The 6,999-nt window shown below is 65.1% G+C and carries 6 protein-coding genes; 4 read left to right on the top strand and 2 right to left on the bottom strand.

What is annotated here, in order from left to right; all coding sequences use genetic code 11:
- Positions 1 to 205: 205 nt before the first annotated feature.
- The gene (radC, locus tag ACXWUF_RS15765) at positions 206 to 880 is read right to left on the bottom strand and encodes a RadC family protein (RefSeq protein WP_458495607.1); all 675 of its coding nucleotides are present in this window, start codon (positions 878 to 880) and stop codon (positions 206 to 208) included.
- 239 nt (positions 881 to 1,119) lie between these two features.
- Here radC and coaBC point away from each other — a divergent pair, with 239 nt between their 5' ends.
- The 4 genes from coaBC to argB are packed head-to-tail and all read left to right on the top strand — an operon-like array spanning position 1,120 to position 6,171.
- Positions 1,120 to 2,325 (top strand): bifunctional phosphopantothenoylcysteine decarboxylase/phosphopantothenate--cysteine ligase CoaBC, encoded by a 1,206-nt coding sequence (gene coaBC / locus ACXWUF_RS15760; RefSeq protein WP_458495606.1) that lies wholly within the window; start codon positions 1,120 to 1,122, stop codon positions 2,323 to 2,325.
- Positions 2,306 to 2,761, top strand: coding sequence for a dUTP diphosphatase (gene dut, locus ACXWUF_RS15755; RefSeq protein ID WP_458495605.1), 456 nt, complete (start codon positions 2,306 to 2,308; stop codon positions 2,759 to 2,761). The genes coaBC and dut overlap by 20 nt, the downstream gene beginning before the upstream one ends.
- Before the next feature lie 14 nt (positions 2,762 to 2,775).
- The gene (locus tag ACXWUF_RS15750) at positions 2,776 to 5,256 is read left to right on the top strand and encodes a phosphomannomutase/phosphoglucomutase (protein WP_458495604.1); all 2,481 of its coding nucleotides are present in this window, start codon (positions 2,776 to 2,778) and stop codon (positions 5,254 to 5,256) included.
- Positions 5,257 to 5,262: 6 nt separating this feature from the next.
- Positions 5,263 to 6,171, top strand: a complete 909-nt coding sequence (argB, locus tag ACXWUF_RS15745) for an acetylglutamate kinase (RefSeq protein ID WP_458495603.1) — start codon at positions 5,263 to 5,265, stop codon at positions 6,169 to 6,171.
- 60 nt (positions 6,172 to 6,231) lie between these two features.
- Here the strand turns inward: argB and ACXWUF_RS15740 are convergent.
- A partial coding sequence (locus ACXWUF_RS15740) for a hypothetical protein (RefSeq protein ID WP_458495602.1) occupies positions 6,232 to 6,999 on the bottom strand: 768 nt, incomplete at its 5' end.

Below are 6,999 nucleotides of genomic sequence, written 5' to 3'. Positions count from 1 at the left end.
GGTGGTGCGGGCGTTCTTGTGGAGACGGATCAGCATGGCGGAGCCTCAAGCCAGTGAATTGAATACCTCGCGGAGCAGGCTCCGCGCCTCGAAGAGAGCATAGCTTCTAACCGGAATATAATCACACGGGACCAAACACATATCCAAATAATCAAACAGCAAACACGGCAGCCGCTTCGCCCGCAAACAATCCGGTCATCCCCCCTCAAATCAACCCATGCTCCGCAAACGAATAAGCATCCCCATCCCCCACAATAAAATGATCCAATACCCGAATATCAATCAAGTTCAAAGCCTGCTTAAGCCGGGTGGTGATGTGCTTATCCGCCTCGCTAGGCTCCGCCACCCCCGACGGATGGTTATGCGCGAAAATCACAGCGGCGGCATTAAAAGCCAAGGCTTTCTTCACTACCTCGCGGGGATACACGCTGGCCCCGTCAATCGTCCCCCGGAATAACTCCTCAAACTCAATCACCCGATGCTGATTGTCGAGAAACAAGCAGCCGAATACCTCGTGCTGATAACTGCGTAGATGGGCCGACAAATACTGCCGGGTCAGACCGGGGCTGGTCAGGGCGCTTTCCCGGCGCAGCATTTCCTTCAAATGGCGGCGGGCCATTTCCAACACGGCCTGCAACTGCGCGTATTTCGCCAACCCCAGGCCGGGACTTTGGCTGAACCGCTCGAAATCGCTATCGAACAGCGCCCGCAGGGAGCCGTACTCAGTCAGCAACTCGCGGGAGAGATCGACGGCGGTTTTGCCCTTGATGCCAGTCCTGAGGAAAATCGCCAACAGCTCGGCGTCGGACAATGCCTGCGCGCCTCGTTGCAATAGCTTTTCGCGGGGTCGTTCATCGTCGGGCCAATCCGTAATGGGCATGATGGTTTCTCGTAAGTTTTTCTTAGATATGCGACAGTTCGCCCTCAAGCATAGAAGCCCGTTCGTGAACTTGCCATAGACCCAGCGGAAATACCGCCCCAATCAGGATGACTTCAAATCCAGGCCAGACCGCCGCGCCGGGCAGGCGAGGGGGCGGGCGGTTGCATTGGCCCACTTTCCCGGCACGCTGCTCTATAATTCCCCACCCTGTGCCTTTGCCTTTCCAGACACTATTCACCGTGGCGCCACTGGCCGACAAAAAAATCCTCCTGGGCGTGACCGGCGGCATCGCCGCGTACAAAGCCGCTGAACTGACTCGGCTCCTGCGCGGCGCGGGCGCGGCGGTGCGGGTGGTCATGACCCCCGCCGCCACGGCCTTCGTCCAGCCCTTGACCTTCCAAGCCCTGTCCGGGAATCCGGTTCACCTCGAATTGCTCGACCCCGCCGAGGAATCGGCGATGGGCCACATCAGCTTGGCCCGCTGGGCCGATCTGGTGCTGGTGGCGCCCGTGACGGCGGATTTCATGGCGCGGCTGCGGGCGGGGCTGGCCGATGATTTGCTGTCCACCCTCTGCCTCGCGTCCAGCGTGCCCCTGGTCTTGGCCCCGGCCATGAACCAAGCCATGTGGACGCATCCCGCCACCCGCGACAACGCCGCCTGTTTGGCGCAGCGTGGCGTGCGGCTGCTGGGTCCGGCGGCGGGCGAGCAAGCCTGCGGCGAGGTCGGGCCGGGCCGGATGCTGGAGCCAGCGGACATCGTCGCCAACCTGTCGGGCCTGTTGGGCGGGGGGCCGCTGGCGGGGCTGGCGGTGCTGATTTCCGCCGGGCCGACCCGCGAGGCCATCGACCCGGTGCGCTACATCAGCAACCGCAGTTCCGGCAAGATGGGCTACGCCCTGGCCGACGCGGCTGCCGCCCTGGGGGCCGAAGTCATCCTGGTGAGCGGACCCACCGCCCTGGCCGCGCCTAGCGTGCGGGAATGGGTCCGGGTCGAGAGCGCCGCCGATATGTATGAGGCGGTCATGGCGCGGGCCGAGGCGGCGGACATCTATATCGGCGCGGCGGCGGTGGCCGATTACACGCCCGTGGAGGCGGCACCGGGCAAGCTCAAGAAAACCGCCGACGCCATGACGATCAACTTGCGCAAATCCCACGACATCCTCGCCGCCGTCGCCGCCTTGGAAAAGCGCCCGTTCACGGTGGGCTTCGCCGCCGAGACCGACCGCCTGGAAGACTACGCCCGTGGCAAGCTGGCCGCGAAAGCCCTGGATTTGGTCGCCGCCAACCGGGTCGGCGCGGGGCTGGGCTTCGACACCGACGACAACGCCCTGTTCGTGTGCTGGAACGGCGGGGAAACCCGCCTGCCGCTGGCTTCGAAGCGGGTCATCGCCGAACAACTCCTCCGGCTCATCGCCGAACGCTACCATGCAAAAAATCCAACTTAAGATTCTCGATCCACGCCTGGGCGACGCCATCCCCCTGCCCGAATACGCCACCCCCGGTGCCGCTGGCCTGGACCTTAGGGCTTGCCTTGACGACGCCTTGACGCTAGCGCCGGGCCAAACCCATTTGATTCCCACCGGACTCGCCATCCACATCGACGACCCTGGCCTGGCCGCCGTGTTGCTGCCCCGCTCGGGGCTGGGCCACAAGCACGGCATCGTGCTGGGCAATCTGGTGGGCTTGATCGACTCGGATTATCAGGGGCAGGTGTTCGTGTCCTGTTGGAACCGGGGCGCCGAGCCTTTCGAAATCAACGTGGGCGACCGCATCGCCCAGATGGTCTTCGTGCCGGTGGCGCAGGTGGAATTCCAGCGGGTCGATGACTTCCTCGAAAGCCAGCGGGCGCACGGAGGCTTCGGGCACACGGGGCACGGCTGACGCCTATGATCGCCATGGCGCAAAAGTCCAAGCCCATGAGTCTGGGGCGTCTGTTCTTCATCATCGCGGCGGTGGTGGCGGCGATTCTGGTGGGCTGCGGCGCGGGGCTGTATTTCGCGGCGGCGGACAGCGCCCGCGAGGCGGGCGCGGGCGCGGCGCGGCTCCTCGCGGAGAACACGGCCCGCCACATGAATCTCGTCCTGGCCCAGACCGGAGACTTATTGGAGCAACTGGCCCAAGACCCGGAGCTTGGATCGGCGCTCGCCGGGGGCAATCCGGCGCGGATCATCGGCGTCGAGGAGCGCCTGACCCGGCTGGTGCCGGGCGCGGCCCTGGTGCGCTTGGTGCCGGACAACGTGGAGGTGCCGGAGGAGACCCGCGTCCCCAACCTGGGGTTCGCCGACATGGACATGGTGCGCCAGACCAAGGCCGGCAAGCCCGCGCCCGCCTTCCACGCCGCCAACACGCCCAGCGCCCATGTGGCCGTGGTGCGTCGGCTGGCGAAAGGGGAGGGCACCTTGCTGGCGAGCTTGCCGCCCAAAGCCGTGGGCGGCTTGCTGCCGACGGGATTCATCCAGGGCGCCATGGAGTTGCGGCAGCAGAATCTCAGCCTGGGTTATGTCGGCGATGCGGCGCTGAAGGACGGCGGCATGGCGGGCGAGGTGCCGGTGCCGGGCACGCCGTGGACGCTGCGGTATTGGGGTCCGGCCTCGGCGGACCCCGGCTGGCTGTGGTTCTTACTGCTGCCGACGCTGGCCGCGCTGCTGGCGGTCGGCGGGATTGGCTATGCCTGGTTCTGGCTGGGCAGGACACTGCGCCATGACTTGGATGCCGCCGCGACGTTCATGCGCGATTTGTCCTTGGGCAAGACCAACCGGAGGTATTCCTTGCGGCTGCGCGAGACGCACCGGCTGATAAGCCAGTTGTCGCCGCCGAAGCCGCAGGCCGTGGTCAACGCCGAATATCCCGACGCGCCATCGGACGCGCAATCCGCCGACGATTTGGACGAGGGGCTGGATAAATTCCTGCACTTCAAGGATTTAGAGGCGCCGACGCCAGTGCCTCCTCCGCCCCCGCCGCCGCCAACACCTCCGGCGGCGCCCGACATCACCGTTTCGCCCGCCCTCTTCCGGGCCGCCGACATCGGCGGCGTGGTCGGCGATACCTTGACGCTGGATGTGGCGCGCTTGCTGGGGCGGGCCATCGGCAGCGAGGTGCGGGAACGGGGCGAGAACACCGTGGTGATTGGCCGCGATGGCCGCTTGTCCAGCCCGGACCTGAGCCACGCGCTGGGCCGGGGCCTTCTGTCCAGCGGTTGCTCGGTCATCGACTTGGGGCTGGTGCCGACGCCCCTGCTGTATTTCGCCACCCATGAGCTGGGCGCCAAGTCCGGGGTGATGGTGGCGGGCAGCTATAACCGTGCGAATGAAAACGGACTCAGGGTCGTGCTGGGCAGCGAGGTCGCGACGTCCAAAGAAATCCAGAGGATCCGCGCCCGCATCGACCGGGGCGAATTCTCCAGCGGGCAGGGACAGATCGAAGTGCGCAACCTCGCCCGCGACTACATCGAGCGCATCGCCCACGATGCCCAGGCCAGCCGCACCATGAAGATCGTGGTCGACGCCGGGAACGGCGCGGCCAGCCAAGTCGCCCCGGCGGTGCTGGAACAAATCGGCTGCGAGGTGGTGCCGCTGTTCTGCGAGGTGGACGGCAACTTCCCCAATCATCAGCCCGACCCCAGCAACCCTAAGAATCTGGAAGCGCTGGCCCGCGTCGTCCGGGAGCAGGAGGCCGATCTGGGGGTGGCCTTCGACGCCGACGGCGACCGGCTGGGCGTGGTGGACTCCGAGGGCCGGATCATCTGGCCGGATCGGCAGTTGATGCTGCTGGCCGCCGACGTGCTGTCCCGCGAACCCGGCTCGGATGTTCTCTTCGATGTGAAAAGCACCCGTCATCTGTCCGGCTATATCGTCCGGCACGGCGGACGGCCCCTGATGTGGAAGACCGGCCCCGCCGCCATCCGGGCCAAGATGCGGGAGGCCGACGCCATGCTGGCGGGCGAGATGAGCGGGCACATTTTTTTCAAGGAGCGCTGGTACGGCTTCGACGACGCCATCTATGCCGCCGCCCGCTTGGTGGAAGTGCTGTCCGCCGATTGGCGGTCCACCGCCGACGTGTTCGATGAGTTGCCGAACACCGTCAACGCGCCGGAGATCTATATTCCCTTGGGCGAGGGCGAGAATGCCCGGATCGTGGAAAAGCTTCGGCAGGCCGCCGAGTTCCCCGAGGCCCGCGTCCTTGACATCGACGGCCTCAGGGTCGATTTCGCCGACGGCTGGGGGCTGATCCGCGCCTCCCACAACAAGCCCGCGCTGGCGCTCTGCTTCGAGGGCGATAGCCCCGAGGCGCTGGAGCGGATCAAGGGGCGGTTCAAATCCCTGTTGCTGCGGGTGAAGCCCGACATCATCCTTCCACCCAACTTCACCGCCATGTGAGCCACCGTGAAAAAGCAAGAAACCCTGGAGAACGCCTCCGCCAACCAAATCGCCCACGTCCTCATCGAGGCGCTGCCCTACATCAAGCGCTTCAAGGGCAAGACCCTGGTCGTCAAGTACGGCGGCAACGCCATGGTGGACGAGCGGCTCAAGAACAGCTTCGCCCGCGACATCGTGCTGTTGAAGCTGGTGGGCATCAATCCGGTGATCGTCCACGGCGGCGGGCCGCAGATCGGCAACCTGCTGCAACGCCTCGGCAAGACCAGCGAGTTCGTGCAGGGGATGCGGGTGACCGACGCCGAAACCATGGACGTGGTGGAGATGGTGCTGGGCGGCCTGGTCAACAAGGAGATCGTCAACCTCATCAACCGCCACGGCGGCTCGGCGGTGGGCCTGACCGGCAAGGACGGCGACTTGGTGCGGGCCGAGAAGATCGTTATGACCCAGAAGTCCCCCGAGACCGACGAGCCGGAGATCATCGACATGGGCCACGTCGGCAAGGTGAAGAGCATTGATTCCCGGATCGTGGACCGGCTGGTGCGGGACGACTTCATCCCGGTCATCGCGCCCATCGGCGTGGGCGACGACGGGTTCTCCTACAACATCAACGCTGACCTGGTGGCCGGCAAGATGGCCGAGGTGTTGAAGGCCGAGAAGCTGATGCTGCTGACCAACACCGCCGGTATTCTCGACAAAAGCGGGGAGTTGCTGACCGGCCTGTCCCTGGCCGAGGTGGAGGATTTGATCGCCGACGGCACCATCGGCGGCGGGATGATTCCCAAGGTCCGCTGCGCCACCGACGCCCTCAATGGCGGGGTTGCCAGCGCCCACATCATCGACGGGCGGGTCGATCACGCGGTCTTGCTGGAATTGCTGACCGACCGGGGGATCGGGACGTTGCTGCTGCGGCGGTAGCGCGTTTGCAGAAAGACAAAAGACCGACTCGGTTTCAAAAACCGAGTCGGTCTTTCTTTATCAGGGGGATGGCGAGCCGCTTTCGGTCGCGATGGAGCCTATCCCGGCCTCGATATAAACCTTGAAGTTGGCCCGCACTTCCCTGGCCCGCGCTCCCGCGCACAGGGCTTCCCCAATGGATGAGGGCCGGCAGCGCACGTCCAGGAAGATGATGTACTCGTGCTTGTCGGCGATGCGGGTCACGGTGACGCCGAACTCGTTGTCGTTGGCGGGGGCCGCTGTCTGGATGATCCTTTCGGTATCCACCGACAAGGGCAAGCTGGACGACTTAATCACATATTCCCGCGCCAAAGCCCAAGCCCGATCACAGGTGGACACCGCGCTACAGGCGATGGCGCTGGTTTCGTCCCCGCCCGCGTTCGCGCCTGTGGTGGCCGTGCCGGAGGTGGGCCGTTGCCCCGGATTCTTTAGCTGCGCCTCCAAGGCTTCGAAGCGGGTGGCGTCCTTGGTGTGGCGCTCCGTGAGCGCGGCCTTTTCAGCCTCGATGTCCCGCAGCTTCAAATCGTAATTGGCGATTTGCCGCCGGGCGGCCTGGATGAGGTCGCGCAGGTTCTGCGACACCGCCTGCCCCTGCCGCTCCAGTTCCGCCGCCCGTTGTTCCTGGGCCATCAGTTGCTCCTTCTGCCGCTGGCGGTTCATTTGGGTGATTTTGGCGATGCCGTCCAGGGTGTCCAACTTGCCCTGTAAGGCGGTGAAGATTTCCTTTGGACTCCGATAGGTCCGCAGTAGCGCCAAATCCCGGTCCCGCTGCTCGGCCAGGATTTTTTC

It is taken from the genome of Methylomagnum sp., from assembly GCF_054333355.1.
Note: the sequence above shows the minus strand (reverse complement) of the source record. Positions and strands in the feature narration are given on the sequence as shown.